The sequence below is a fragment of the Marinobacter sp. X15-166B genome, assembly GCF_001752365.1.
GTDB lineage: Bacteria > Pseudomonadota > Gammaproteobacteria > Pseudomonadales > Oleiphilaceae > Marinobacter.
The window spans coordinates 1,116,901-1,141,642 of sequence record NZ_MEIY01000001.1 but is presented as its reverse complement, the minus strand read 5'-3'; the positions used below and the strand labels follow the sequence as shown (position 1 = coordinate 1,141,642).

The window sequence follows — 24,742 nt, the reverse complement described above, 5'->3', positions numbered from 1 at the left end:
CTAAATGCGCCGCAGATATTGGGGGAAAGTCGTTGAACTGACAAACAATAATGTGTACGCTGAAAAAAATACAAAAAAGTCGTGGGGGAGTGGCCGGGCGAGCGCCACCAACACCGCGACGAAATTTCACGTGCACCAGGAAAGACTGATGCCGGTGCACCACGCAGGAGATAACAATAATGCCGGTCAGTGACTCCCAGTTGACTCAGATGTTTGAAGAAGTTCTTGCGCTGTCGAATGTGGACGAAACCCAGAGTGTCGCGGTGCTGAAAAGCCACTACTCGGATCAACGGACCGTGCGGGCCGCTTTCGATGCCGCTCAGAGATTGGGGGCCAAGGTCTACTCGGTAGAATTGCCAGCCTTCAACCACCCGCGGGCGATGGGCACCGATATGACGGCTTACTGCGGCGACACCCCACTGACGGGCAATCGCGCGGCGCAAACGGCGTTGGAAGCGGCCGATCTGATCGTCGATACCATGATGCTGCTGCACTCCCCCGAACAAGAGCAGATCCTCAAATCGGGTACCCGGATTTTGTTGGCGATTGAGCCACCGGAGGTGCTGGCCCGCATGATGCCCACCCGGGAAGACAGAGCGCGGGTATTGGCCTCCAAGGAGTTGCTGGAAAAGGCTTCGCTGATGCACGTGACCTCGAAGGCCGGTACCGATTTTCGTGCCCCACTGGGCCAGTATCCGACCGTGCCCGAATACGGATTCGTGGAAGAACCCGGTCGCTGGGATCACTGGCCGAGCGGGTTTCTGTTTACCTGGCCGAATGAGAACGAAGCCGAAGGGACCCTGGTACTGGATAAAGGGGACATCATCCTGCCGTTCAAAAACTATCTGCGGGAGCAGATTACCCTGGAGGTCCGGGAAGGGTTTATCACCGGCATTCACGGCGGTCTCGATGCGGAGTATTTGCGCGAATACCTGGCGTATTTCAACGACCCGGAAGTCTACGGTATTTCTCACATTGGCTGGGGGTTGCAACCGCGCGCGCAGTGGACCGCCATGGGGCTCTACGACAAGAGCGACGGCATCTGTATGGACGCGCGTGCGTTTTATGGCAATTTCCTGTTTTCCACCGGCCCGAACACCGAGGTGGGCGGCCTGCGCAAGACGCCGTGTCATCTGGACTTGCCGCTGCGTAACTGCTCCATTTACCTGGACGATGCGCCGGTGGTCCTTGAGGGTGACGTGGTCGCACCGGATGCCGCCATTGTGCGTTGACGGGGCCGCCGGATAGTGATGAGCTGTGAACCCTTAAAAATACCGTCAGCGTGATAGCTGTGAACCACGACCGACAAGAGAATTACAATAATGAGTAACTACGTACTGAATACCTGGTATCCGCTGACCTGGTCCAGGGATGTCCGCCACGAACTGAGCAGTCACCGTATCGTCGAACAGGACATCGTCGTGTACCGGACCTCCACCGGTGACGTGGTCGCTATGGAAGACCTGTGTCCGCACCGCTTTCTGCCTCTGTCGATGGGGCGTCTCAAGGGCGACACCGTGGAGTGTGGCTACCACGGAGTGACCTTTGATTGCTCCGGCAAGTGTGTGCGCGTGCCCGGTCAGGACATGGTCCCGCCCAAGGCGCGGGTAGTCACCTACCCCACCCATGAAAACATGGGGTTGGTGTGGATCTGGATGGGCGACCCCGAGTTGGCCGACACCAGCAAGGTGTTCGATCTGCCCCAATACCACGACGCCGACTGGAGTGTGGCCGAAGGCGATGCCCTGCGGATTGAAACCAACTACCTCAGTCTGGCCGATAATCTGTGCGACCCCGCCCACGTGAACTTTGTCCACTTGAGCACCCTGGGCAACGCTGCGGGCGAGGACGTCAAGGTGCAGTTCGAGGTGGAGGAAGAGAAAATCGTCACCTGGCGCTGGATTAACGATGCGCCGCCGATTCCCCTGTTTGAGAAGTTTGGCAACTTCAAGGGCAATGTGGACCGTTGGCACTACTACCACTATTACGCCCCGAGCATTGCGATCATCGACTTTGGCAGTGCCGACACCGGCACCGGTGCCCCGGAAGGCCGCCGCGATAACTGCATCCAGATTTACGCCTGCCACTTCATGACCCCGGTCGACGAGCGCACCACCATTGATCACTGGCTGCACGTGAAAAACTTCCACGCCGACGATGAGATGAACACCGCGTTGTCGAATGAGTTCCGCGTCGCCTTCGCCGAAGACAAGGCCATACTCGAAGCGGTTCAAAAGAAAGAAGAGCAGTTCGAGGGTCGGAAAAAGCTGAAGATCGCGATCGATGCCGCGCCCATACGGATGCGCATGATGATCGAGAAAATGAAAAAAGCAGAACAAACCAATCCAGCGTAAAAAAGGCGGCACGATGCATAATCCTGAACCACAACGAATCGACCCACAGCCGGTATTGATCGGTTGCAATGGGCGAGGCGTGCAGCTTTCTTCTGTGGATTCACCGGTTTCCCTTGAGGAATTGCCAATCCGAGAGCAGTTTCGTCGGGTGAAGGAAGCCGGTGTGTTTGACTACTTTGACCGCATTCCTTTGCGGGCTGATCTGGATCAGTATCTGTCCGCCATGAGCGAGTTCGATCTGCCGATACATACCGCCAGCTGGTTTTACCAGCTGGGTCGGGACGAGGCGTTGCTGGCGGACAACCTGAAAATCTGCAAAGAAGTGGGGGCCAGGTGCCACAACATCATGACCTTCAAAGAGCATGCCGACGGGCATGTGCTGAGCAATCAGGAAATCGCAGACCATTACTTAAAAACCTATGATCTGGCGGCTTCTTACGGTGTTGAGCCTTCCTTTGAACTGCATGTGAATATGTGGACCGAAAGTTTCAAACGGGTCGAAGCAGTTGCCAGTCTGGTAATGGAGCGGGGCATTCCGTTCAATTTCACACTGGACTACAGCCACGTCAACTTCAAAATCGGGAACCCCGAAGAGCAGGCGGTGTCCGAGGTGCGCGAAGACGTCGAGAATGGCACCGTGATCCTGGATCCGTTTGAGCCGGGATCCCTTTGTGAGCGCTGGCTTGAGATGGGGATCGTCAAATGGACCCAGTTGCGTTCAGTGGCACCGAACCAGCCCAAGAATCTGTGGCATCGGGAAGCGGACGGTAATTTTGCCCGGGGTATCCAATACCCGTTTGTGAAGCCGCAGCCAGGCGAATGGCATTCTGATTGGCATGCCTATTTGCTGGAACCGTCCAAGGAGGCCATCCGGAAAGCCCTCCGGTACCACATAACCCATCCGGACAGTCCACTGCGCTACATCACCACCGAAATGATCAATCTGCCGGATTACGGGCTCGGCGCCCGCTATAACTTGCTGGAGCAAAACATAGCGGCCGCGAAATTCATCCGCAGGACCTGGGAAGAAATCAAGGCGCTGCACAAGGCCGGGCTGATCGACGCGGGCCAGAAGCGGCAGCCCCAATGACCTGCGCGGTGGGCGGTTCCAGACCGCCCACCGCGCAGGTCTTAATCCGCCTGGGATTGCCCACCGATTTTTCGCAACAGATACTTCAATGCGATGCGCTCGCTCATATCCAGTTTTTCCAGGGTTTTGTCCGTGATTTCACGGGCCAGAGGAATCATCTGCTGAATCAGTTGCTCGCCGTCTGCGGTTACGCAGACGATGACCTTGCGGTTATCCGCAGGGTCGGATATCAGTTTTATCAGTCCTCGGTCCTTGAGACGCTTGACGACACCACGAATCGTCGCCTGATCAATGGCGGTTCTTTTGACGATGTCGGTCAGCGAGCTGGGGCCTTGATCCAACACGCTACACAGCACGGAAAACTGCATGGGGGTGAGATTGCTGTCACAGCTGTACTGCTGAAATATGGCGGTGTGCCTTTGGTGGGCACGGCGTATCAGGTGCCCCACTTGCTCGGCAACGTCATAGCCATCCAAAATCGCTTTGTGGTGGTTTTCTTGTTCGCTTTCAGAATGCATTCTATCCACCATTTTCAGGGCACCTTTCATACACTCGCTCTTCTTTGGGAAGCTCGACGCAAACCACAACTTGGCTGCAGGAACCTTCCTTGCAGGCTGGGCAAGCATCAAAATAGTCGTTGAATATTAACACGTGAAGACAGATAGCGTCTCGTAGGACCGCCCTTGCCGGCGCCGCTGTGGCGGTGCCGGCAAGGGCGCATCCGTGTGCAGGGATGTGTTGCTATCCGTACTCAGCCTTGCACATAGTCGAGGTACGCGGCGGACGAAATGACATCGCCGTACTTGCTGTCGATGTCGAACAGATTCGCTTCGTGGGGATCGGGGTGGCGATCACCGACGCAATCGCGCAGGACCATCACCCGAAATCCATACTGCACACCGTCCACCGCAGTGGCGCGAATGCAGCCACTGGTGGAGCAACCCATCAGCACAATGGTGTCGACCCCTTGTGCGGTCAGCGTGGCCGCCAGGTTGGTGGCGAAAAAGGCGCTGGCGTATTGCTTGCTGATCACCAGTTCACTGTCCAGCGGCAGCACTTCGTCGCAGAACGCAGCCAGCGGGTTTCCGTCGACCATGTCCTTCATCACGGGGGCTTTTTTTACCCAGATGCCACCATCGAGAAAATTGCCGGGGTGATAGCGGATGTTGGTATGAATGATCAACTCGCCCTGGTCCCGGGCCACCTGCAACACTGACTGTGCCTGACGGACGGCGTCGGGCACACCGGGGGCGTACAGCGGGGCGCCCTCGGTGGTGTAGGCTTTGGTGAAATCGATCGACAACAGCGCCGCCTTGCGGCCGAATCCGATGCGGTTGCCCCAGACGCCCTTGTAGTTGTCTGCAGCATTGACTTGTTCGTTAGCCATTAATTATTCCTCTCAGTAAGCGCCAGAAAGCAGGGCGCCGGCACCAGGCACCACCGTTTCCAGTTCCAGTGCCTTGAGCAGCTGGTAGGTGGTGGAAATGGCGGCGGTAATGACCGGTTTGCCTGTTTCGGCCTCGACCCGGGCTACGGCCGGCAATGACGGCATTTGCACGCAGGCCGACAAGACGATGGCGTCGACGCCCTCGAGGTTCATGTCAGCGACAATACCGGGCAGATTCATCGGGTCATGGCGGGCTACGTCCAGGTTATCGGGAATTTCCAGGGCCCGGTAATCAACCACTTCGAAGCCTTCGGCACGAATGTAGTCCACCACCAATTCGGTCAAAGGCTTCATATAGGGGGCTACGAGGGCAATCCGCTTGGCACCGATGACATCCAGCCCTTGCACCAGGGCACCGGCGCTGGTCACGATCGGCGTTTTGGCGCCATTTTCTTCGGTGCGGTGAGTCAGGCGGGCTTCCGACTCGCGGTGATACCCCAGACCCATGGCCATGATGGCCACCAGGCAGGCGTAACCCATCACATCAACGCGGGCGTCACTCAATTCCAGCGCACAACGATCGGATTCGGCGTCCATGGCCGCCAGCTCATCTTTGCTGACCGTTTTCATGCGCATGCGGCTGGAGTGGAAGGTGAAGCGTTCCGGGCGCACCAGCTGACGGGCGGTCAACATCGCCGGTATTTCGGTTTCCATCGTGATATTCGAACTCGGTACTATCTGTCCGATGCGGTAAGTCTTGCTCATCCTGCGATCTCCATTATTCAGGTGCGGCTCCCCGCCGGGGGGAACCTGAGTGGGGCGTGGTGGTCGCTCAGACCCGCGCCCCGAGAAAGTCTTCGAAGCCTGCGAAGAAGCCCTCAAGGTCATCCCAGGGAATCATGTGACCGGCGTTGGGCACGTGGCTGATGCGCAATGAGGGCAAGAGCTCGCGCATTTCGGCCTCATCCTCAGGCAGAATCACACCGCCTTTCCCGGCGACCATCAGCAGAGTGGGGACCTTGATGTGGGGCAGGTCGCTGTGCACGTCGTCTTCGTGGAAGCCATTGAAGGCGGTCACTATGGCGTCCGTGTAGCAGGTGTGGAGCCATTCCGCCCGCAGCTGCAATTGTTCTTCGGTCCAGGTCGGGCAGTAGGTGCGCATGTGGTTGGCGTCGCAACCCAGGGTGGCGTCGCGAATGGAATCCACATACCAGGGCAGTTTGCTGGGGTACTCGCGGCGTCCCGGCCCCGACACAGGCGGGTCGATCAGCACCAGTTTGGCGACGCCCCGGGCGCCCCGCACGCAAGCCCGGATGCCAAAGCGGGCGCCCATGGAGTGTCCGGCGAGAATGTAATTTTCCAGTCCCAAAGCATCGGCGAAAGCGATGATGTCGTCGGCGCAGGTGTCAATGTCGTACGCCAGATCCGGTCCGGTCGATGACAGGCCGCGGCCACGGACATCCAGGACATAGGTGTCGAACTGTTGACCGAGGCGTTCGGCCACGAAGCCCCAGGTGATGGCCGGACTGGTAATGCCCGGGATCAGAATCAATGGCTGGCCTTTACCACCGTAGCGCAAGTAGTGCTGGCGGATCCCATTGGCGTGCACGTTACCGCCGTATAGATAGGTGCTGCTCATGCGACACTCTCCGTTTCAATTTCCTGGGCGTAGACGTCATACCCGTACACCCACGCCGGGTCTTCCTGGGTGTAGAGCCAGGTGTTGGCGTTGGATACCTGCTGCACCCGGGAGGCGCGCTCCTTACGGCTGGCTTCGTAGAGTTCAAACGCGGTCTGGTAATCCTGCAGGCCGGTTTCCTGCAAGCAGCGGGTCAACATGGCGGCATCTTCGATGGCCATGCCCGCACCCTGGGCCATGTGGGGTTTCATCGGGTGGCAGGCATCACCCAGCAGCACCAGGCGACCGCGACTCCAGAGGGGCAGGGGGTTGCGGTTTTTCAGGGGCCACTTGGTGACGGTATCGGTGGACTCAATCAGCGCCTGCACCGTGTCGTGGTAGCCTTCGAAGGCTGCAAACATTTCCTCGCGGCTGCTGTCGACGAACGCGCCTTCGAAGTCCAGTTCTTCGTGGGGCACGCCGGTGACGTAATAGTATTCATCGCGTTTACCGCTGGTGTAATAGACCATCATGTGACGATCCTCGGACCACCATTTGACGCAGTCTTCGAAGTCCAGGTTGTATTTGCGCAGTTTGTCACCGGTGATCAGGGCGCGGTGGGCAACCCAGCCGCTGTAAATCGGTCTCTCGGGCCCCAGCAGTTCTTCGCGAATCCGGGAGTTGATGCCATCGGCACCGATGACGATGTCGGCACGGGCACTGCTGCCATCGGCAAACACCAGGTTGACGTCGTCACCAGAGTCGTCGATCGATTCCAGACGCTTGTCGAAGTGCAGTGTGCCTGGCGCAATCGCCTCGATCTGCATGGCGTGCATGTCACCACGGTGCACGGTGATGTAGGCGGCGCCGTACTCCTTGCGGGCAAACTCGCCCAACGGGATGCGAGACAGGTATTCACCGCTGGCGCCATCCCGACTGAACCAGTGACTCGGGTGGGATCCCATCGCTTCCAGTGGCTGTTCCAGCCCCAGACGGCGGAAAATTTTCATTACGTTGGGGCCAATATGAATTCCGGCGCCAAGACGGGAAAACTCTGACGCCTGTTCATAGACGTCCACTTTAAAACCGGCCTGCTGCAGCAGGGCAGCCGCAGCCGCTCCGCCAAGACCAGCGCCGACGACGGCAATCCGTGGGCTCGAGTTGGTAACCATGGGGAGGTCTCCTCGTTATTGTTGGGCTTGTTATACAAACAGCTGCAGGGAAACCCTTGCACAGCCGAGGTATAAATAGTGTATGCGCTATTTATTGGCGAAGTAAAGCATAACTTGTCTGTTTTTGTGTGAAAAATTATTTTCTGTTTATGCTTATGATTTTAATAGATTTATTATTTTGTTTGGTTGGTTTGGCGAGGGTGTCGACCTGGGTGTCTCGCCTCTGTGCGTAAGTATTTTGATCGTATTAGACGGTTTGGCGGGTGCAATTAAGTGTGTGCATCATTGTTGGGGTGCTCCGGTGCCGGCGCTGTAACGCCGTGCCGGCTGGCTGCTCACTGGCTGCAGAGCGGTTCAGCCCCCCGTGCGTTGCTGGCATACCCGGCAAGCGGCTAACCGGAGTTTTGTGAGGTGAGTTTGCTGGGGGCACGGTGGGCTTTTGCCGTCGTCTGTGGCGGGATTCGCGATGTGCGCAATACAGTGTATGCACTGTTAGGTTGCGAGGTGTTCTGAGAAAAATATGGTGCTTATGCTTCATTTATAAGTGTGGTTGTAGTCGGTAAAGTTCTTAATTTACTGATTTATAAGCAGTATTTTAAGTAGTCACCAAGGACTGATTATTTCTGTCAGAAAGTTGTTGAACAGGGCTTTAATAATGTGTACGTTGTAAATCGAAGCTTGAGGCAGTCGCGGTGAAGGGCATCACGCCGACCGAATTCGATTCGGGCACCCCGGAGAGCGCTTGCAAGCTTAAGTACTTCGGCGAGTTAGCAGCCGATCTGCGACCGAAGAGAGAGGAATAATAATGAATAAATACGCTCTTAATACCTGGTACCCGCTGGCCTGGTCGAGGGATGTCCGCCACGAACTGAGCAGTCACCGTATCGTCGAACAGGACATCGTCGTGTACCGGACCTCAACCGGTGACGTGGTTGCTATGGAAGACCTGTGCCCGCATCGCTTTCTGCCCCTGTCGATGGGGCGTCTCAAGGGCGACGCCGTGGAGTGTGGCTACCACGGGGTGACCTTTGACTGCTCCGGTAAATGCGTGCGGGTGCCCGGCCAGGACATGGTGCCGCCCAAGGCGCGGGTAGTGACCTACCCCACCCACGAAAACATGGGACTGGTGTGGATCTGGATGGGCGATCCCGAGCTGGCGGACACCAGCAAGGTGTTCGATCTGCCCCAATACCACGATGCCGACTGGAGTGTGGCTGAAGGCGATGCGCTGCGGATCAACGCCAACTATGTCAGCCTCGCCGATAATCTGTGCGACCCCGCCCACGTGAACTTTGTCCATCTGAGCACCCTGGGGAACGCCGCCGGCGAGGACGTCAAGGTGCAGTTTGAAGTGCAGGAGGACAAGATCGTCACCTGGCGCTGGATCAACGACGCGCCGCCGATTCCCCTGTTTGAGAAGTTTGGCAACTTCAAGGGTAACGTGGATCGCTGGCACTACTACCACTACTACGCCCCGAGCATTGCGATCATCGACTTTGGCAGTGCCGACACCGGCACCGGGGCCCCGGAAGGGAACCGGGACAATTGCATGCAGATTTTCGCCTGCCACTTCATGACCCCGGTCGACGAGCGCACCACCATTGATCACTGGCTGCACGTGAAAAACTTCCACGCCGACGATGAGATGAACACTGCGCTGTCGAACGAGTTCCGCAAGGCGTTCGCCGAAGACAAGGCCATTCTCGAAGCGATCCAGCTGAAAGAAGAGCAGTTCGAGGGCCGGCAAAAGCTCAAGATCGCGATCGATGCCGCACCCATGCGGATGCGCAAGATGATCGAGAGAATGACATAACCCCTTACCCCTGCAATCGCAAGATGGAGTGTGAAATGGCCACAGTTACCTACATAGACAAGTCCGGGAATGTCTACCAGGCCGAGGTGGAAGACGGCGTTACCCTGATGGAAGGCGCGGTCCACAGCAGTGTCCCCGGCATAGACGCCGAATGCGGCGGCGCCTGTGTGTGCGCAACCTGTCACATCTATATCGACGAAGAATGGCAGGCAACCGTCGGCCGTCCCAACGAAATCGAATCCATGACCCTGGAGGAGGTGGACGGTATCAAACCGTCCTCCAGACTGGCCTGTCAGATTGCCATGAGCAGTGAACTGGACGGACTGGTAGTGCACGTCGCCAACGAATAGGGCCGCAACAGTCAGTCTCGAACAACCGATAAGCAATGGTCAGGGTCTGTATGAACAACAATAAGAAAGCAGTGATTGTAGGGGGTGGGCACGCCGGTGGAAATCTGGTGATCGCGCTCCGGAAGGCCGGATTTGACGGCCACATAACCTTGGTGAGCGACGAAGGGGCGCTGCCCTATCAGCGTCCGCCCCTGTCAAAGTCGTGGCTCAACGAGTCGGTCACCCTCGAGCGGCTGTATTTAAAGCCCGCCGCGTTCTACGACGAGCAGCGGGTGCAGGTGATGCTGAACAGCACGGTCGAGCGGATCCAGCGCAATGACAAAAGACTGTTATTGGCGGACGGCACCGCACTCGAATACGACTACCTGGTGCTCGCAACAGGGGCGCGGGCCAGGCCCCTGGCGCTGCCCGGCGGCGAATTCGAGAACCTGCACTGTCTGCGTAATCTGGCCGATGCGGAACGGCTTAAGGCTCAGCTGCACGGCGCCACCCACCTCGCGGTCATCGGCGGGGGCTACATAGGGCTGGAAGTTGCCGCCTCGGCGCGCCAGTTGGGGGTGAAGGTTTCGGTGATCGAACGTGAGTCACGATTGCTGGCGCGCGTCGCCTCGGAGACTCTGTCCCATTATTACCAGCGCCAACACCAGGCCCGGGGTGTGGACATCCTGAATCGCGTCGGCGTTGCTGAGCTCAAGAGCGACGCGGGACGCTTGACATCGGTGGTGCTCGACAACGGCGTCGAAACCGCCTGTGATCTTGCCCTGGTGGGTATTGGCGCCATCCCCAACGACGAGCTCGCCCGCGCGGCGGGTTTGCAGGTTGACAATGGCATAGTGGTTGACCACCAGGCACGTACGTCCGATCCGGCTATTTTTGCGATTGGCGACGTCAGTCAACGCCCGTTACCTGTCTATAACCGCCAATTCCGACTGGAAAACATCTCCAACACGCTGGAGCAAGCGAAGATCGTAGCCGCGGTGCTGGCCGAGCAACCGCTGCCCGCCGACGAGGTCCCCTGGTTCTGGTCCGATCAATACGACATCAAACTGCAAATAGCGGGGTTGGGGATCGACACCGATGTGGACATTGTGCGCGGCGACCCCGCGAGCGACAAGTTTTCCGTATTCCGTTTCTGTGGCGACCGTCTGATGGCGGTCGAGGCGGTTAATTCGCCGGCGGAGTTCATGCTGGGCAAGAAGTGGATCGGTGCAGGAACTGCCGTGGACCGGGGATTGATCGCCGATGCCTCGGTGTCTGTCAGGGACTGCGCGGTGCTGCATTCATAAACAACAAAAACAACATCAACCTGAAGCTGAAAAGAGAAAATAACAATGAGTCAAAGCAAGGTGAATAGTTCGATTGTTATTGCGGGTGCACTGCTGGTCTCTCTCAATGCCCAGGCCGCTAACTGGAGCGATACATCCATAGGGATCAGGCACGGGGAGCGATTCGCTGAACCGGGTGCCGGCCCCCGAATCACCAAATCCATGTTCAATTTTACCCATGTGGGTGGCGACTCTTACGGGGGTAATTACTTCACCGTCGACACCATTGTATCGGACAGTCAGGATCACGCGGTCGAAGGCACGGACGGCGCTCAGGAAATCTATGGTTTCTACCAGCGCACAGTGCCTTTCTCCGTCTTGGGGGTGAATGCCAGGACCTACGATTACCTGAGTCAGATTTCCGTGTTGGCCCGAGTGGATCTGGGCTCGAAAAACACCGCCTTCGGATCGCGCCCGCGAAAATACCGGCTGGGTTTTGAGATACCGGTGCCCATCACTACCGGTTTCTGGAGTTTTTCAGTGGCTGGTTACAAGGAGACCAATTACAACGGCTTTACGGGGCAGGCGGTCAGTTTTGATCCCACCTGGTCGGTGGGCAGTGCGTGGAGTATACCGTTGGGCCCGGGCAGTTTCGGAGGGTTTGTCAGTGCCACCGGAGCCAAGGGGAAGGATGGCTTTGGCAACGAAACCAAAACAGAGCTGATGGCCCGGGTCACCTATCTGGTCGATATCGCCGGGTCAGGATTTAACGTCGGGGTGGGGTATCAGGCCTGGCGGAATATGTTTGGCAATGATGAGTCGTTGGACTCGACGGGAGGCTCACGGGAGAGCGCCCCCATGCTTATGACGGAATATCATTTCTGAACAGCTAAAACAAAAACAATAGAGGCAGAGTTATGTCAAATTCGGTAGATATGAACACTCCGCTCAGTGATGCTGAATACACCTCGGATCACGATGCACACAATGATTACTCACGCACCCGGGTGCCTGATCATGCCAAGCGCGGCGCTGGCGCGGTCTTCAGCGTTTTGGTCGGGTTTGTCACCGCGTTCTTCTTCATTCTGGTCGGTGGCCTGTTTCTGAATCAAAGCGGTGCCGCGGCAACCTGGATCGCGCTGGGCATTTCCTTTGTTTTGCTGATTGTATTTACGCTGATCGTTACCTACACAGCATCGAAAGAGGGTCTGACCGCTGAACTCCTCACGCGAGGTACGGGGTTCGGTGCTGCGGGCTCTGTTTTGACCACGTCTATTTACGCAAGCACCTTTGTGATCTATGCCGCCGCCGAGGGGCAGATCCTGGCGTATTCCGCCGCCCAGATCTGGGATCTTCCGGACAAAGTCTGGCACGTGATTGTGGCCCTGATTTTTGTACCCATGGCGTGGAACGGCATCAGTTCGATGACCAAAATTCTGGGCTGGACGGTCTTCCTCTATGTGGTTTTGCTGCTCTGGGCCATCGTGTCCGCCTGGAATACCCACGGCGGTATGCCCGAAGGGCTGTTCACGGCGATGCCTGAAGGCGCTGTCGGTGGTGTCGTCGGAGTTATTGCTGTCATGGCCGCCCTGGCGGGTACGGTGGGCATCAACCCGTTTGAAGCGTCCGACTATAACCGCTTTATCCGCCCGAGTGAGTTCAGGCGCAAGGCTCTGGTGAGCGTGGTCTTACCCTATGCGCTGCTGTTTTTTGTCGCCATGCCCCTGGGAATGTACTTCACCCTGATTACCGGCAGCATTGAGCCGTCCATTTACTTTATCGGCTTGATTGGTCTGGTGCCCGGCGTTGTGCTGGCGTGGGTATCACAGATACGGGTGAACCTGACCAACATCCACGTCAGTTCCGTGGCGTTCTCGTCGGCCTCGGATATTTTGGGAGCCCCTTCGTTGACGCGCCGGGTCTGGATCCTGGCGGTAACCGCAGTTTGCATCGGGCTTATGTGGGCCGATGTTTTGGGCAATCTGATTGTCTATCTGCAATGGACTGGCGTGTTTCTGCTGTCCTGGGTGGCTTGCGTGGTGGCGGATATTGTCGTGGTGCGGGGCATGCTGAAAATTGTCACCGGTCCGATTGAGTATCGCACCTCCCGGATTCGGCGCTATAACCCGGTGGGTATCACCGCGCTGCTGACGGGCGTATCGATCGCTTCGTATATCTGGTTTATGGTCACCGATCCGATCATTAATGGCCTGTCGGCTTACATTGGATTCGTGGTGGCCTTCGTGGTACACGTTGCATTAGCGGTGGCGACCAAGGGGCGTACCTACGTTGTAGATTCGGCCGATATTCCTGTAGCCGAGCCAGTGTTTGCAAAATAATAAGAGGGTGTACAAATGCATACCACCATTATCGATCCTGCCATACGCGCCCGCTACCGGGCATTAAAAGGGGGGCGCGAATTTGCCTACCGGGATATAGATCCCACGCGAACTGCGCACCTGGTCGTTGATATGCAGAATGCATTTGTCGAAGAAGGGGCCTTTCTAGAGGTCCCTGAAGCCAGAGACATTGTCGACAACATCAACGCGGTCACGGTCGGCTTGCGGGAGGCTGGGGGTATCAACGTGTTTTTCAGGTTTACCACCACGGCGACCGATCACTGGCCGGTATTTTTCCAACATTTCCAGAATGAGACGTTTGCTAAAACTCAGGTCGAGACGTTTCAGCACGGCTCCCATGGGCACGCTTTATACCCACGACTGGATGTGAGGGAGCAGGATCTGATTCTGGATAAAACCCGCTTCAGTGCCTTTACCCAGGGGCATTCGGACGCGTTGGACATTCTGCGGGCGCGCGGCATCGAGACGCTGCTGATTTCAGGGACACTGACCAACGTGTGCTGTGAATTGACCGCCCGAGATGCGCAACAGTTGGGCTTCAAGGTGATTATGGTGGCTGACGCCAATGCGGCGCTCAGCGAAGCCGAGCACAACTCAGCCATCAATACCGTCGCCTCGTGGAGTGCAGACATCCGCTCGGCGGCGCAAACCGTGGCCTTGCTCAAAGGGGAGTTCGTGGATTAGACCGTGTTGACGGAGCCGCACGGGGGCTGCCCTGCGGGGGCGGGGATTTGGGCCTGATCTTTCTGGTTGGGTCCAAATCCACCGCTTCGCCTATGTTAACGGTTTATACCTGGTGGACCTGCTAAGTGTTTATTCCAGCCCCGTGGTATCCACCGTCAGGCCTTGCTCCTCAAAGATCTGTTTGGCGACCGTCAGCGCGTTCAGCACACTCGGGAACCCGGTGTAAGGGATCAGGTGCATGATGCAGCCGACGATCTCTTCTGGGGTCAGGCCCACCGTCAGTCCGGTCTTGATGTGCATGCCGATTTGCGGTTTGCCTTGCGCCACCAGCGCGGTGATGGTGGTCAGGACTTTTTGTTTGTTATCCAGTCCCGGGCGCGAGTAAATGCCGCCAAATGCAAACTCAACCACGTACTTGGTTAAATCCGGGGCAATGTCCTTGAAGGCTTCGCCGATGTCCATTTCACCGGTAGGGTTGTCATCCGGAGAGGCGGTCAGTTCCTGGATTTTGTCGATCCCTTGCTGATACAGATCGGTGCTCATTACAGATGTTCTCCTGAAATTATAGGCTGTCGCGACCCGGGACGGTGCCAAGGGAACGCCTGAAAATCAAGGCGTTGGTTTTTCCCTCAGCACCGCCTGATTGTTGACGAACGCCGTAATCGATACGGTTGCACCTTCGACCCGTGCTTCGGGGTCGATGGCATCAATGTTTTGAATGCCCCAATAGGTGCCGTTGGCGAACACCGAGTAGGTGCCGTTGCTGCCCAGGTGCAAGCGGCCTTCGGTGGCGGTGAAGGTGTGCATGGCGTCGGATTCGGCGTTTCCAGGGGTCAGATAGCGGCTGCGCAGCAAAAACATCAACACCGCCCCGACGAGGGTGGAAAGCAGCAATTGCAGCCCCAGATTCAGGTCCGGCATCATCAAAGTCAGCAGGCCGGTCAGAATCGCACCGATACCGAACCACAGGACCACAAAGGTGCCAATGAACATCTCGGCAATCACCAGGGCGACCCCCAGGGATACCAACAGCCACCAGCTCAGGGACAGCTCAATCATGCGTTTCTCCAAACCGAGCCGGTCGTGCACCCCGGCCGCTCATCCAGGGGTTATGGGTTTTTCTGGGCGCCGATCATGTCCTTCAGCAGGGCCAGGCTGCCCACCAGTTCGGTCGCTTCGTAGGGCACAATGACCTTGTTCTGGCTGTCGCTTGCGGCGATGCCTTCCCAGGCCGCGATGCGTTCCTTGGCAAGGATAAAGTTAGCGGCGTCCGGGTTTTCCCGCAGGCCTTCGGAAATCAGTTCCAGCGCCTGCTTCTGGCCGGACGCCATGAGAATTTCTTCCTGGCGGGCCGCTTCCGCCAACAGCACTGCTTCTTTTTTCTTGGCTTCGGCCATCCGCTCCAGCGCTTCGGCCTGCATATACGCCTGAGCGCGGTCGCCTTCCGCCTGATAGATGGTGGCGTTTTTGTCGGCTTCGGCCTTGGTTTCGATGGCCCGGCGTTCGCGGGTCGCCTGCAGTTGCAGTTCCATGGCCTGCTGCACGTTCGCGGACACCGAAATGTCACTGATCTCGACCCGGGTCACCTTGGCGCCCCAGCCACCCGATGCGGCATCCAGGGCATTGAGCAGCGCCTGGTTCATCTCGTCGCGGCTGGACAAAGTATTATCCAGTTCCATTTTACCGATTTCCGAGCGCAGCGTGGTTTGCGCCAGCTGGGAAATGGAGTCGTTCAGATCCTTGATTTCGTAGGTGGCTCTCTGGGCATCGTTGATGCGCAGAAACACCACACCGTCTATGGTGATCTGCACGTTGTCGGCGGTAATCACCTGCTGTGAGGGAATGTCGATCAGCTGTTCCTGGGTGTTGAACCGGGTTCTGACCTGATCCACAAACGGCACCACAACATTGAGGCCGCCGCTCAGCACCCGGTGGAAGCGACCCAGGCGTTCAATCACCTGAACTTCGGCCTGGGGTACGATGCGTACCGTTTTGATCAGGGTTACAACAACCAGTACCGCCAGAATACCAGCAACGATTAATACACTGTCCATAATGCAAGGAGCCTGTTTGTGGGGGGGCCAAGGGTCGAGCCTGAGGGGTGAGACTATACCGCAGTTAAGCCCTTAATTGGCAACGGTTGTTTACATTCTGCTCCGGCCAAGGGTCAACAGGGTAACACCGGTGGCGATCAGCGTGGCACCCAGCAACAGACCTTCGGGCGGTGCTTCACCCAGCAGGAAGATAGCGACCGGCACCCCCACCAGGGCACCGACCGAGCCCAGCAGGCTGAGCAGGACCGGTCCGCCGGTTTTCTGCAGCAAGAACAGCAGCAGAAACATCCCCGCAAACACCACGGACTGCAGGGCAATCAGGGCGAGCGGCAGGTGCCGGTCTAAGGGCACGACGAGCGAGAATCCGGGCAGCAGCCCGGCAGCCAGCAGCATCACTGCGGCGGTGATCAGTACCCCTGGCACCAGCGCATCGGCGGCCACCCCCGGCGGCCACCGCAGGGTGCGGTACAGATTGCCGATGGCCAGCAGGACAGGGCCGCCCAGGGCCAGCAGGATCCAGAACACATCGGCGTCGGGCGCGGCAAGCTTGTTCGCCGCCAGTATGCCGGCTCCGGCCAGCGCCGCCGCCACCCCGGTGGCGCGGGGCGCCTGAAACCGCTCCATGTGGAGGACCAGGGCGCCCACATAGGTCAGCAGCGGCGGCAGCGAGATGATCAGCGCAACGAAGCCGGCGCCCACATGGGGGATGGCTGAAAAAAAGATCAGGTTGGCGCCGGCCACCCCCAGCAGGGCCGAGACCAGGTAGTATTCCAGCGTGCGCGGGGTCAGCGGTGGCAGGTTCCGGCGCAATGCGGCCACGGTCATCAGCACCAGCGCCGCACCACTGATGGACCAGCACAAAAATGCCAGCGGCGGCAGCTGGGCCTCGCCCGCAAGCTTTGCCAGGTTGGTGGACAGCCCCATCAGTGCGCCCCCGGCCAGCAGATAGAGTAACGGGGCCAGTCTGGCTCCCTTGGGGGTGGATACGAAGGTGGCCGGATTGGTCATTGGCGGCACTCCCTGCCCGTTGTCGACGCCCCGTTGCGGGGCCTCAATCCCGAGGCCGCCCCCTTGGGTACATCGCCGCCGTTGCCGACGGCAGACTGAGCTATGATGAAGGGAGACGTAGCTCCGGAACGTCCAGAATCAGGCATAGAAACCCCTTTATTCGACTGATCGACCAAGCAGGGATAACCACCATGGCAAATGAAGGCTATCACGAGCCCATCAATGAGCTTACCGATGAAACCAGAGATATGCACAGAGCCGTCACCTCGCTGATGGAGGAGTTGGAGGCCATCGACTGGTATAACCAGCGTGTGGATGCGTGCAAGGACGACGAATTAAGAGCGATCCTGATCCACAATCGGGACGAAGAGAAAGAGCACGCCGCAATGGTGCTGGAGTGGATTCGCCGCCGTGATCCCAAGTTGGATGAAGAACTGAAAGATTATTTGTTCACCAGCAAAACCATTGCCCATAAATAACGCTCCGGGGGGAAATCCGTGGGCAAAAAACCAAGACGAGGGACGCCGAAAGCTGGATAATAATGGCGACCTGCGGCCCGCGCGCGCCCAAATCTTCCCACCGGTACCCTCGCAATGGAAATCAACGTTAATTATCTCGACAACCTCCGGGTTGAAGCCAAGTTTGACGACTTCACGGTGATTGCCGACCAGCCCATACGCTACAAGGGCGACGGCTCGGCCCCGGGCCCGTTTGACTATTTTCTGGCGTCTTCAGCGTTGTGTGCCGCCTATTTTGTGAAAGTGTATTGCCTGGCCCGTGACATACCCACGGACAACATCCGCCTGTCGCAAAACAACATTGTCGATCCTGAAAATCGCTACAAACAGATTTTCAGGATCCAGGTGGAGTTGCCCGAAGACCTGCCCGAAAAGCACCGCCAGGGCATTGTGCGGTCGATCGACCGCTGCACGGTCAAGAAAGTCATACAAACCGGTCCCGAGTTCCAGATTGACATCGTCGACAACCTGGCGGAGGACGCGCAGGCGCTGCTGCTCACCAAGCCTGAGGGCGATGCACAAACCTACATCGTCGGTAAAGACGCACCCCTGGAGCAGACCATTGCCCATATGACCGGCATCCTGGCGGATCTGGGGATGAAGATCGAGATCGCGTCGTGGCGCAACATCGTGCCCCACGTGTGGTCTCTGCACGCCCGGGATGCGGCCTCGCCCATGTGCTTCACCAACGGCAAGGGTTCCACCAAGGAGAGCGCGCTGTGTTCGGCCCTGGGGGAGTTCATCGAGCGGCTGAACTGTAACTTCTTCTACAACGATCAGTTTTTTGGTGAAGACATCGCCAACAGCGCGTTTGTCCATTACCCACGGGAGCGCTGGTTCAAACCGGGACCCAATGACGAACTGCCGCTGGGCATTCTGGATGATTACTGCCTGGACATTTATAACCCGGAGGGTGAGCTGCGCGGCTCCAACCTGATCGACACCAATTCGGGCAACACAGCGCGCGGGGTGTGTGCCTTGCCCTTTGTACGCCACTCCGACGGTGAGGTGGTGTACTTTCCCACCAATCTGATCGAGAACCTGTACCTGAGCAATGGCATGAGTGCAGGCAATACCCTGTACGAAGCCCAGGTGCAGTGCCTGTCCGAAATTTTTGAACGGGCGGTGAAAAAGCAGATCATTCAGGAAGAAATCGCGCTCCCGGACATTCCCCTGCAGGTACTGGAAAAGTACCCGAACATTCTCGAGGGGATTCGCGCACTGGAGGCGCAGGGGTATCCGGTGCTGGTCAAGGATGCCTCTTTGGGCGGCCAGTTCCCGGTGGTCAATGTCACCCTGATGAATCCGAAAACCTGCGGGGTGTTTGCCTCCTTTGGTGCCCATCCGACCCTGGAGGTGGCCCTGGAGCGCAGTCTCACCGAGTTGATGCAGGGGCGCAGCTTTGAAGGCCTCAACGATTTCCTGCCGCCGACCTTCAACAGTAATGCGGTCACTGAACCGAACAACTATGTGGAGCACTTTATTGATTCGTCTGGCATCGTTTCCTGGCGTTTCTTCAGTGCCCGGGCAGATTATGAGTTCACCGAGTGGGACTTCTCCGGCACCAACGAAGAAGAGGCCGCTTACCTGTTCGGTATTCTCAAAGACATGGGCAAAGAGGTGTACACCACCGTGTACGACGATCTGGGCGCGCCGGTCTGCCGGATGCTGGTGCCAGGCTACTCTGAAGTCTATGAGATCGAGGATCTGATCTGGGACAACACCAACCGGGCCCTGGCCTTCCGGGAAGACATCCTCAACCTGCACATCCTGAACGACGAGCAACTGGCAGCGCTGGCGGAGCGTCTGGAAGACAGCCAGATCGACGAGTACACCGACATCATCACCCTGATCGGCATCGAGTTCGATGAAAACACCGTGTGGGGGCAGCTCACCATTCTGGAGCTGAGGCTGCTGATCAATCTGGCGCTGCAACAGCACGAAGAAGCCCTCGAGCGGGTCGACATGTTCATTCAGTACAACGACAACACGGTGGAACGCGAACTGTTTTACCGGGCCATGAACGCGGTGCTGGAAATCACCCTCGATGACGATCTGCAGCTGAGCGATTACGAGGGTAATCTCCGGCGCATGTTTGGTGAAGCGGTGATGGATGCGGTGGTTGGCTCGGTGGATGGCAGGGTGCGCTTCCACGGTCTGACGCCAACCAATATGCAGTTGGACGGCCTGGACAAACACCTGCGTCTGATCGACAGTTATAAGAAATTGCACGCCGCCCGCGCCGCCCGGGCAGGGATTGACCTGACCCGCACCATGGGGGCGCAGAGCGCGTAGCGCGGGCCAATAATGAGCAGAAGGACAGATGATGATCACGCTTCCACAGTTAACCGAGGTACTGGGCTGGGCATCCTTGATCAATCTGGCCTACCTGCTGCTGGCCACTGTCACCGTGGTGTTTATGAGGGAGTCGCTGGCGGCCGTTCACAGCAGGTTGTTCGCCATTGACCGGGCGCAACTCCCGGCGGCGTATTTTCGTTATCTGGGGCATTACAAGATCGTGACGCTGGTGTTTATGGTGGCGCCCTACCTGGCGCTGAAAATCATGGGTCATTAGCAATGGTCGCGGTGTTCGTGCTCAATTCGTTCGTGGTGGCGGTTGTCGTCATCTTCCATTACGAGTTTCTTTATCGTCTTACGCTGTACATCCCCAGAATGAAAGTACATCACCGCTACCGGATCGTTTTTGGTGTGTTCGGAGCGCTGATTGCCCATGCTGTGGAAGTCTGGATATTCGCATTGGCGTATTATTTTATGATCACAGCGGACGGCTGGGGGCACCTGAGCGGGAGTATTGATGGTAACCTGATGGATTGCGCCTATTTTTCTTTCACCGTGTTCTCGACGCTGGGCTTTGGCGATATCGAGCCCATCGGCAATCTCCGCTACCTGACCGGGATTGAGTCGCTCACCGGTCTGGTGCTGATCACCTGGAGCGCCTCCTTCCTGTTTTTCGAAATGCAGCGGCACTGGGGGGCTGAAAGACCGGCCTAGCAGCGGCGGTCAGAGCGACGGTTGAGTTCGCCACCACACAGGCTCCATTTGGGCGCATGCCACTGCTGGATGCAGCAGAGTTCACTATACTCCAGCAGATGCCAGGTAATCAGGAGTTCCCCATGAAACCTCCTAGGTCAGCCCCTGCCTTTCTGGTTGCGGTGGTCCCCTGTCTCGCTCAGGGCCCAGTGGCAACGGATAGTGACAAGCACACGGTGTTGCTGGATAACCCGGGTGTCCGTGTCCTCGAGTACCGAAACAAAACGGGAGAGGTAACGCAACACCACCAGCACGCAGCCTTTGTTCTCTGCACTCTCGCACCCTGCGACAGGATGATTCATGGACCCGGTGGCAAGGACCTCGGCCGCAGCATTCAGGCCGGCGAGAATGTTGGCAGCATCCCCACCCATGCCATGACTGCTGAATCAAAGCCGGCCGGGAGGGCGTCATGCCGATAGCGGTGTGCAGCGTGTCACGCGCGTGTTTTGATCGCCGCGCGCGGCATCACGACCCGGTGCAACTCTGGAGCCAGCTGTCGGGCCAGAGTGCCAACCAGATGACCATCAATGTTGCCTGTACGGAGGAGTGCTATGGCCGCTCTTACGATGTATTGTCGCGGCTGTTATTACCGGATGTGTGGTCTGCTGAGGATGTGGCGACGCTTCAAGTCAGCCTGGCGACGGCCTTGGCGACGTATTTCCAGGTGCCCATAGACGGGGTGGTCGTGGTGACCAGCCTGGTAAGGACTGGGCATGTGGTCGAAAACGGTGAGCTTCAGCGGTGGTAGTGCGGGTGGCGCACCCATGAGCAACCGTCACAACTGGCATGAGCTGTTCCCTGAACAGGTGTTGACCGAACTGGCGACCACGCCGGCCGGGCTGAGCGCCGGCGAGGCACAGGAGCGGCTTGCTGCCTGTGGGCCCAACCGGCTCACCGACACACGCCGGCGCAGTGTAATGCGCCGTTTCCTGGCCCAATTCCACAATATTCTGATTTACGTGCTGTTAGGGGCTGCCGGTGTGACTGGTTTGCTCGGGCATTGGCTGGATACCGCCGTGATTCTGGCGGTGGTGGTGGTCAACGCCATCATCGGTCTGGTGCAGGAAGGTAAGGCTGAAAAGGCGATTGGCGCCCTTCGCCGGATGCTGGCGCCACGGGCGGCGGTCATGCGCGAGGGGCAGCGCCACACCGTTGCCGGCGAACAACTGGTACCCGGCGATATCGTATTGCTGGAGGCCGGGGACAAGGTCCCCGCTGATCTTAGGCTGCTCAAGGCCCATGGTTTGAAGGTGCAGGAAGCCATTCTGACGGGTGAGTCGGTTGCGGTGGACAAGCACCCCGATCCGGTTGCAGCGGATGCGGTCCTGGGCGACCGATTCTGCCTGGCCTTCAGCGGCACCACCGTCACCCATGGTCAGGCTGTGGGAGTGGTGGTGGCGACGGGCATGCGTACTGAGATTGGGCGCATCAGCAGCCTGCTGGCCGACGTGAAATCCCTGACCACACCGCTGGTCGAGAGCATGGCCCGCTTCGCCAAGTGGCTCACCCTTGTCGTTCTCACCATTGCCGTGCTGATTTTCGCCTTTGGGCTGTGGGTATTGGATCGCGAGGTGACCGAGCTGTTTATGGCGGTGGTGGCGCTGTCCGTGGCGGCAATCCCGGAAGGCCTGCCAGCGGTGCTTACCATTACCTTGGCGGTGGGCGTGCAGACGATGGCGCAACGCAACGCCATTATCCGTCGCCTGCCGGCCATCGAAACACTGGGTACGGTGGCGGTCATTTGTACCGACAAGACCGGTACGCTCACGCGCAATGAAATGAGCATTGTGTCGGTGGTCCTGGCCGCACGCTGCTACAACCTTGCGGATACCGGTTACCAGCCGCGGGGCGACATCATGGCGAATGGGGAGGTAATCGATCCGGCGAATCATCCGCAGCTGGCGGAGCTGGGCCGGGTTGCAGCTCTGTGTAACGATGCCGCGCTCAAAAAAGATGGCCAGGGCTGGATTGTTGAAGGCGATCCGATGGAGGGGGCATTGCTGGCGCTTTCCGGAAAAGCGGGGCTCAATGCGGATGGCGTCCGCAGGCAATGGCCGCGCATCGATGTGCTTCCCTTCGATGCCAGGCGTAAATACATGGCCAGCTTGCATCATGGCCCCGACAGGCAAGCTTTTATTGCCGTCAAAGGCGCACCCGAACAAATATTGTCCATGTGCACGGCGCAGCGCACCACGGCGGGTAATACCAGCCCGCTGGACGATTCTTACTGGCAGCAACAGGCCGAGACAATCGCGAGCCAGGGGCAGCGCGTGCTTGCGCTGGCAGCCTTGCCAGTTGCGCCTGAGCATGCCGTGCTGGCGTCGGACGATGTCACCGGAACGCTGGTTTTTCTCGGCTTGGTGGGGTTGATTGATCCGCCGCGCCCGGAAGCGATAACGGCAGTGGCGCACTGTCAGGCAGCGGGCATTCGGGTAAAAATGGTCACCGGTGACCACGCCGCCACTGCGGCGGCGATTGCGGCGCAGATTGGCTTGCAAAACACCGGCAGAGCGCTGACCGGTGCCGATTTGGACGGGCTTGATGATGCCGCGCTGGGTAGGGCGGTACTGGACACCGATGTTTTTGCACGCACCAGCCCGGAACACAAACTGCGTCTGGTGATGGCGATTCAGGCACAGGGTATGACCGTGGCGATGACCGGGGATGGGGTCAATGACGCGCCGGCTCTCAAGCGCGCGGACGTGGGCATTGCAATGGGGCAAAAGGGCAGCGAGGCGGCCAAGGAAGCGTCCGATCTGGTGCTGGCGGATGACAACTTCGCGTCGATTGCCGTTGCCGTGCGGAAGGGCCGCACGGCTTATGACAACATCAAGAAGGTGATCAGCTGGGCGCTGCCAACGAACGCAGGCGAAGCGGCGATCATTATCGTAGCGCTGATGCTCGGCATGGCACTGCCGATCACGCCGGTGCAGATTTTATGGGTCAATATGATCACTGCCGTATCGCTGGGCATCGCTCTGGCGTTCGAGCCGACCGAGGAAAACACCATGCGCCGGCCACCGCGCCCACGCAATCAACCGCTGCTGACGGGCACACTGGTGTGGCACATCGTGTTGGTGACCGCATTGTTCCTGGGCGGTGTGTTCGGGATTTATACCTATGCGCTCGCGCAAGGATATGCGCAGGAGCTGGCGCGTACCCTGGTGATGAATACCCTGGTGGTGATGGAAATATTCCACCTGTTTTTTATCCGCAATATGTACGGCACCTCGTTAACCTGGCAGGCTATTCGCGGCACCAGGGCGGTGTGGCTGGCGGTGCTGGTGGTCACGGCCGGGCAGTGCGCGGTGACCTATGTGCCGTCTCTGCAAGCGGTCTTCACCACGCGGGCCGTGGCCTTGCAGGACGGCGCGCTGATCATCGGCATCGGCATGACGCTGTTTGCCGTTATCGAAATCGAAAAGCAACTGCGCATCCGGCTATCGGTGCCACTGAAACAGCGAGCTAGATCGACCAGGTTTCAATGATGTGCTGGTGCATTTTTCGCCGCGGTACTTCGTTGACGGGCACCGCGGTCAGGCACACGGTAATGCCTTTTTTACGCATGCGTTGACGGGTGCCGGCCAGCAGTGGGTGCCAGGCAGGGAGGGCCTCGCCCCGGTGGATGCGGCGATAGGCGCAGGTGTCCGGCAGCCAGTCGTATTTGGCAATGTTTGCGGGTGTCAGTTGATGGCAGTGGGGAACCGTTTTAAGGCGGTTTTTGTAGTCGCGGCACCGGCTGCTTTCGATATCCAGCAGCTCACAGGCTACGTTATAGACAGTGACTTCGTTCTGATCGACCTCACGAATCAAACAGCATTGCGCACAACCATCGCAGAGCGCTTCCCACTCTTTGGCGTTCAGCTCCCCCAAAGAATAGCGCTCCCAAAAATTTTCACGCACGTCTTGTTACGCCTCCAGTAGCAAAAGGAAGCGGGCTATTAGACGACAATCGCGCTATTTAGTCTATTTTTCGCCGATTTTTACGACATTTACCTATGCGAGGAGGGAGGTGACG

The 24,742-nt window shown here is 58.2% G+C and carries 26 protein-coding genes; 15 read left to right on the top strand and 11 right to left on the bottom strand.

Annotated features, from left to right (window positions below; genetic code table 11):
* Positions 1-179: 179 nt before the first annotated feature.
* The 3 genes from BG841_RS05405 (at position 180) to BG841_RS05395 (ending at position 3,444) form a co-directional block, all read left to right on the top strand.
* Entirely contained in the window at positions 180-1,232 is a 1,053-nt protein-coding gene (locus tag BG841_RS05405; protein ID WP_070056719.1) for a 2,5-dihydroxypyridine 5,6-dioxygenase, read from the top strand.
* Positions 1,233-1,322: 90 nt separating this feature from the next.
* Positions 1,323-2,354: an aromatic ring-hydroxylating dioxygenase subunit alpha gene (locus BG841_RS05400; protein WP_070056718.1), complete on the top strand. Its 1,032-nt coding sequence runs from the start codon at positions 1,323-1,325 to the stop codon at positions 2,352-2,354.
* 79 nt (positions 2,355-2,433) lie between these two features.
* Positions 2,434-3,444: a hypothetical protein gene (locus BG841_RS05395; protein WP_198929156.1), complete on the top strand. Its 1,011-nt coding sequence runs from the start codon at positions 2,434-2,436 to the stop codon at positions 3,442-3,444.
* 41 nt (positions 3,445-3,485) lie between these two features.
* On the opposite strand, the gene BG841_RS05390 is transcribed toward BG841_RS05395, so the two are convergent.
* The 5 genes from BG841_RS05390 to BG841_RS05370 all read right to left on the bottom strand — a co-directional run bounded on the left by BG841_RS05390 (position 3,486) and on the right by BG841_RS05370 (position 7,621).
* The gene (locus BG841_RS05390; protein ID WP_070058701.1) at positions 3,486-3,962 is read right to left on the bottom strand and encodes a MarR family winged helix-turn-helix transcriptional regulator; all 477 of its coding nucleotides are present in this window, start codon (positions 3,960-3,962) and stop codon (positions 3,486-3,488) included.
* Positions 3,963-4,195: 233 nt separating this feature from the next.
* Positions 4,196-4,831, bottom strand: a complete 636-nt coding sequence (locus tag BG841_RS05385; RefSeq protein WP_070056716.1) for an N-carbamoylsarcosine amidohydrolase — start codon at positions 4,829-4,831, stop codon at positions 4,196-4,198.
* 12 nt (positions 4,832-4,843) lie between these two features.
* Positions 4,844-5,596: an Asp/Glu racemase gene (locus BG841_RS05380; protein ID WP_070056715.1), complete on the bottom strand. Its 753-nt coding sequence runs from the start codon at positions 5,594-5,596 to the stop codon at positions 4,844-4,846.
* A gap of 67 nt (positions 5,597-5,663) precedes the next feature.
* On the bottom strand, positions 5,664-6,470 hold the full coding sequence (locus tag BG841_RS05375; protein ID WP_070056714.1) for an alpha/beta fold hydrolase: 807 nt from the start codon (positions 6,468-6,470) through the stop codon (positions 5,664-5,666).
* On the bottom strand, positions 6,467-7,621 hold the full coding sequence (locus BG841_RS05370; RefSeq protein WP_070056713.1) for an FAD-dependent monooxygenase: 1,155 nt from the start codon (positions 7,619-7,621) through the stop codon (positions 6,467-6,469). Before BG841_RS05370 ends, BG841_RS05375 begins: the two co-directional genes overlap by 4 nt.
* Before the next feature lie 805 nt (positions 7,622-8,426).
* On the opposite strand from BG841_RS05370, the gene BG841_RS05365 reads away from it, so the two are divergent.
* From BG841_RS05365 to BG841_RS05340, 6 genes are read left to right on the top strand one after another with little or no spacing between them, the layout of a single operon-like run.
* The gene (locus tag BG841_RS05365) at positions 8,427-9,434 is read left to right on the top strand and encodes an aromatic ring-hydroxylating dioxygenase subunit alpha (RefSeq protein ID WP_070056712.1); all 1,008 of its coding nucleotides are present in this window, start codon (positions 8,427-8,429) and stop codon (positions 9,432-9,434) included.
* 35 nt (positions 9,435-9,469) lie between these two features.
* Positions 9,470-9,784 carry a 2Fe-2S iron-sulfur cluster-binding protein gene (locus tag BG841_RS05360; RefSeq protein WP_070056711.1) on the top strand — a complete coding sequence of 105 codons (315 nt, stop codon included), beginning with the start codon at positions 9,470-9,472 and terminating at the stop codon, positions 9,782-9,784.
* Positions 9,785-9,834: 50 nt separating this feature from the next.
* Complete coding sequence (locus tag BG841_RS05355; RefSeq protein WP_070056710.1) at positions 9,835-11,070, top strand: NAD(P)/FAD-dependent oxidoreductase; 1,236 nt, start codon at positions 9,835-9,837, stop codon at positions 11,068-11,070.
* A 45-nt stretch (positions 11,071-11,115) separates the two neighbouring features.
* The gene (locus BG841_RS05350; protein WP_070056709.1) at positions 11,116-11,934 is read left to right on the top strand and encodes a hypothetical protein; all 819 of its coding nucleotides are present in this window, start codon (positions 11,116-11,118) and stop codon (positions 11,932-11,934) included.
* A 32-nt stretch (positions 11,935-11,966) separates the two neighbouring features.
* Positions 11,967-13,388 (top strand): purine-cytosine permease family protein, encoded by a 1,422-nt coding sequence (locus BG841_RS05345; protein WP_070056708.1) that lies wholly within the window; start codon positions 11,967-11,969, stop codon positions 13,386-13,388.
* 15 nt (positions 13,389-13,403) lie between these two features.
* Entirely contained in the window at positions 13,404-14,093 is a 690-nt protein-coding gene (locus BG841_RS05340) for a cysteine hydrolase (protein ID WP_070056707.1), read from the top strand.
* Between the two features lie 129 nt (positions 14,094-14,222).
* Here the strand turns inward: BG841_RS05340 and BG841_RS05335 are convergent, their stop codons facing one another.
* From BG841_RS05335 to BG841_RS05320, 4 genes are all read right to left on the bottom strand, one after another.
* Entirely contained in the window at positions 14,223-14,636 is a 414-nt protein-coding gene (locus BG841_RS05335) for a carboxymuconolactone decarboxylase family protein (protein ID WP_070056706.1), read from the bottom strand.
* A 66-nt stretch (positions 14,637-14,702) separates the two neighbouring features.
* Positions 14,703-15,152, bottom strand: coding sequence for an NfeD family protein (locus BG841_RS05330; protein ID WP_141737060.1), 450 nt, complete (start codon positions 15,150-15,152; stop codon positions 14,703-14,705).
* A gap of 50 nt (positions 15,153-15,202) precedes the next feature.
* Complete coding sequence (locus BG841_RS05325; protein ID WP_083260183.1) at positions 15,203-16,147, bottom strand: SPFH domain-containing protein; 945 nt, start codon at positions 16,145-16,147, stop codon at positions 15,203-15,205.
* Positions 16,148-16,237: 90 nt separating this feature from the next.
* Positions 16,238-17,155: a DMT family transporter gene (locus BG841_RS05320; RefSeq protein WP_070056703.1), complete on the bottom strand. Its 918-nt coding sequence runs from the start codon at positions 17,153-17,155 to the stop codon at positions 16,238-16,240.
* 191 nt (positions 17,156-17,346) lie between these two features.
* Here BG841_RS05320 and BG841_RS05315 point away from each other — a divergent pair, with 191 nt between their 5' ends.
* From BG841_RS05315 to BG841_RS05300, 4 genes are all read left to right on the top strand, one after another.
* Positions 17,347-17,634 carry an encapsulin-associated ferritin-like protein gene (locus BG841_RS05315; RefSeq protein WP_070056702.1) on the top strand — a complete coding sequence of 96 codons (288 nt, stop codon included), beginning with the start codon at positions 17,347-17,349 and terminating at the stop codon, positions 17,632-17,634.
* 114 nt (positions 17,635-17,748) lie between these two features.
* Positions 17,749-19,968, top strand: coding sequence for an OsmC domain/YcaO domain-containing protein (locus tag BG841_RS05310; RefSeq protein ID WP_070056701.1), 2,220 nt, complete (start codon positions 17,749-17,751; stop codon positions 19,966-19,968).
* A gap of 28 nt (positions 19,969-19,996) precedes the next feature.
* Complete coding sequence (locus BG841_RS05305; protein WP_198929155.1) at positions 19,997-20,248, top strand: DUF6868 family protein; 252 nt, start codon at positions 19,997-19,999, stop codon at positions 20,246-20,248.
* A 2-nt stretch (positions 20,249-20,250) separates the two neighbouring features.
* Positions 20,251-20,685, top strand: a complete 435-nt coding sequence (locus tag BG841_RS05300; RefSeq protein WP_070056700.1) for a potassium channel family protein — start codon at positions 20,251-20,253, stop codon at positions 20,683-20,685.
* 137 nt (positions 20,686-20,822) lie between these two features.
* Here BG841_RS05300 and BG841_RS16700 read toward each other — a convergent pair whose 3' ends face one another.
* A complete protein-coding gene (locus BG841_RS16700) occupies positions 20,823-21,095 on the bottom strand; it encodes a hypothetical protein (RefSeq protein WP_070056699.1) in 273 nt (90 codons plus the stop codon).
* 38 nt (positions 21,096-21,133) lie between these two features.
* Between BG841_RS16700 and BG841_RS05290 the strand changes: the two genes are divergently transcribed.
* Positions 21,134-21,472, top strand: a complete 339-nt coding sequence (locus BG841_RS05290) for a hypothetical protein (RefSeq protein ID WP_070056698.1) — start codon at positions 21,134-21,136, stop codon at positions 21,470-21,472.
* A 16-nt stretch (positions 21,473-21,488) separates the two neighbouring features.
* Positions 21,489-24,212: a cation-transporting P-type ATPase gene (locus BG841_RS05285; protein ID WP_070056697.1), complete on the top strand. Its 2,724-nt coding sequence runs from the start codon at positions 21,489-21,491 to the stop codon at positions 24,210-24,212.
* On the opposite strand, the gene BG841_RS05280 is transcribed toward BG841_RS05285, so the two are convergent.
* Entirely contained in the window at positions 24,190-24,627 is a 438-nt protein-coding gene (locus BG841_RS05280) for a YcgN family cysteine cluster protein (protein ID WP_070056696.1), read from the bottom strand. The genes BG841_RS05285 and BG841_RS05280 overlap by 23 nt on opposite strands.
* Between the last annotated feature and the right edge of the window lie 115 nt (positions 24,628-24,742).

What these genes read in the sequence shown, in the direction of transcription:
- BG841_RS05405 (WP_070056719.1), top strand. Translation starts at nt 180, where the DNA reads ATGCCGGTCAGTGACTCCCAGTTGACTCAGATGTTTGAAGAAGTTCTT.
- BG841_RS05400 (WP_070056718.1), top strand. Translation starts at nt 1,323, where the DNA reads ATGAGTAACTACGTACTGAATACCTGGTATCCGCTGACCTGGTCCAGG.
- BG841_RS05390 (WP_070058701.1), bottom strand. Translation starts at nt 3,962, where the DNA reads ATGCATTCTGAAAGCGAACAAGAAAACCACCACAAAGCGATTTTGGAT.
- BG841_RS05385 (WP_070056716.1), bottom strand. Translation starts at nt 4,831, where the DNA reads ATGGCTAACGAACAAGTCAATGCTGCAGACAACTACAAGGGCGTCTGG.
- BG841_RS05380 (WP_070056715.1), bottom strand. Translation starts at nt 5,596, where the DNA reads ATGAGCAAGACTTACCGCATCGGACAGATAGTACCGAGTTCGAATATC.
- BG841_RS05375 (WP_070056714.1), bottom strand. Translation starts at nt 6,470, where the DNA reads ATGAGCAGCACCTATCTATACGGCGGTAACGTGCACGCCAATGGGATC.
- BG841_RS05370 (WP_070056713.1), bottom strand. Translation starts at nt 7,621, where the DNA reads ATGGTTACCAACTCGAGCCCACGGATTGCCGTCGTCGGCGCTGGTCTT.
- BG841_RS05365 (WP_070056712.1), top strand. Translation starts at nt 8,427, where the DNA reads ATGAATAAATACGCTCTTAATACCTGGTACCCGCTGGCCTGGTCGAGG.
- BG841_RS05360 (WP_070056711.1), top strand. Translation starts at nt 9,470, where the DNA reads ATGGCCACAGTTACCTACATAGACAAGTCCGGGAATGTCTACCAGGCC.
- BG841_RS05355 (WP_070056710.1), top strand. Translation starts at nt 9,835, where the DNA reads ATGAACAACAATAAGAAAGCAGTGATTGTAGGGGGTGGGCACGCCGGT.
- BG841_RS05350 (WP_070056709.1), top strand. Translation starts at nt 11,116, where the DNA reads ATGAGTCAAAGCAAGGTGAATAGTTCGATTGTTATTGCGGGTGCACTG.
- BG841_RS05345 (WP_070056708.1), top strand. Translation starts at nt 11,967, where the DNA reads ATGTCAAATTCGGTAGATATGAACACTCCGCTCAGTGATGCTGAATAC.
- BG841_RS05340 (WP_070056707.1), top strand. Translation starts at nt 13,404, where the DNA reads ATGCATACCACCATTATCGATCCTGCCATACGCGCCCGCTACCGGGCA.
- BG841_RS05335 (WP_070056706.1), bottom strand. Translation starts at nt 14,636, where the DNA reads ATGAGCACCGATCTGTATCAGCAAGGGATCGACAAAATCCAGGAACTG.
- BG841_RS05330 (WP_141737060.1), bottom strand. Translation starts at nt 15,152, where the DNA reads ATGATTGAGCTGTCCCTGAGCTGGTGGCTGTTGGTATCCCTGGGGGTC.
- BG841_RS05325 (WP_083260183.1), bottom strand. Translation starts at nt 16,147, where the DNA reads ATGGACAGTGTATTAATCGTTGCTGGTATTCTGGCGGTACTGGTTGTT.
- BG841_RS05320 (WP_070056703.1), bottom strand. Translation starts at nt 17,155, where the DNA reads ATGACCAATCCGGCCACCTTCGTATCCACCCCCAAGGGAGCCAGACTG.
- BG841_RS05315 (WP_070056702.1), top strand. Translation starts at nt 17,347, where the DNA reads ATGGCAAATGAAGGCTATCACGAGCCCATCAATGAGCTTACCGATGAA.
- BG841_RS05310 (WP_070056701.1), top strand. Translation starts at nt 17,749, where the DNA reads ATGGAAATCAACGTTAATTATCTCGACAACCTCCGGGTTGAAGCCAAG.
- BG841_RS05305 (WP_198929155.1), top strand. Translation starts at nt 19,997, where the DNA reads ATGATGATCACGCTTCCACAGTTAACCGAGGTACTGGGCTGGGCATCC.
- BG841_RS05300 (WP_070056700.1), top strand. Translation starts at nt 20,251, where the DNA reads ATGGTCGCGGTGTTCGTGCTCAATTCGTTCGTGGTGGCGGTTGTCGTC.
- BG841_RS16700 (WP_070056699.1), bottom strand. Translation starts at nt 21,095, where the DNA reads ATGGGTGGGGATGCTGCCAACATTCTCGCCGGCCTGAATGCTGCGGCC.
- BG841_RS05290 (WP_070056698.1), top strand. Translation starts at nt 21,134, where the DNA reads ATGCCGATAGCGGTGTGCAGCGTGTCACGCGCGTGTTTTGATCGCCGC.
- BG841_RS05285 (WP_070056697.1), top strand. Translation starts at nt 21,489, where the DNA reads ATGAGCAACCGTCACAACTGGCATGAGCTGTTCCCTGAACAGGTGTTG.